Genomic DNA, 835 nt, shown 5'->3' on the forward strand with positions numbered 1-835 from the left:
CGCAGCAGCAGGCGTTGTCGCAAATCCTGTCGCAACAGCAGGAAGCCGCCGACTTCTGGCAGGCAACCGACCACGCCACCGCGCCGCAACTGTGGCAACACATCATCGCACCCGCCGAGTGGCAGCACGCCTTGTCCGTCATCCTTGCCGAACGCCTGCACGCCCGCTCCGTACCGCACAGCTTCGTTCCCCCCACGCCTTTGCCGCAGGGGCAGGCTGCATGGCTTTCAGACGACCTCTCCGGCGGTATCAAGAAATCCCTGCCCGTACAGGCATTGCTGAACCAAATCCAAGCGCAGCCGCCGTTTCAGACGGCATTGCACCACTGGCTTGACGGCATATTGTGCGCGCCCGATTTGAGCTACGCCCTCGCGCATCAAAGCGATTTGAGCGCACATCAAATCTGGCTTACGCCCGAAGGCCATCAGGTCGATAAAGTCAGCGTCCTGCTTTATGCCAAACCTGCGCAGGAAAGCCTGATTACCCAAAAAGCGCGTCTCGACGGCATCGCGTCCGAACTGGAAAGCCTCGCCCCCGAACTTTCTGCCGCCGAAGCCGCGTTCAAACAGGCGGAGGTTGCCGTGCGCTCGTCCGAAACGCAGCACAAAAACCTGATGCAGCAGCAACAGCAGCACACGCGCCAATACAGTCAAGCGCAGCAACGCGCCGCCGAACTCTTGGCGCGCACCAACCAAGGGCAAATCCGCCGCGAACACATCGAGCGCGAACTGGCGCAGTTGGCGAAAGAACAGACCGTATTGCAACACACGTCCGACGGGCTTTCAGACGACATCGTTACTTTGCAGGAAGCCGCCGCCGAACTCGAACACCAACA

Annotated in this window: 1 pseudogene; it reads left to right on the plus strand. The window is 60.6% G+C overall.

Features of this window, described 5'->3' with window-relative positions:
- Nucleotides 1–835 (plus strand): annotated as a pseudogene (locus tag ACTHS3_RS16105) (chromosome segregation protein SMC); the annotation flags it as partial.

This window comes from Neisseria sp. P0009.S007 (genome assembly GCF_051962515.1).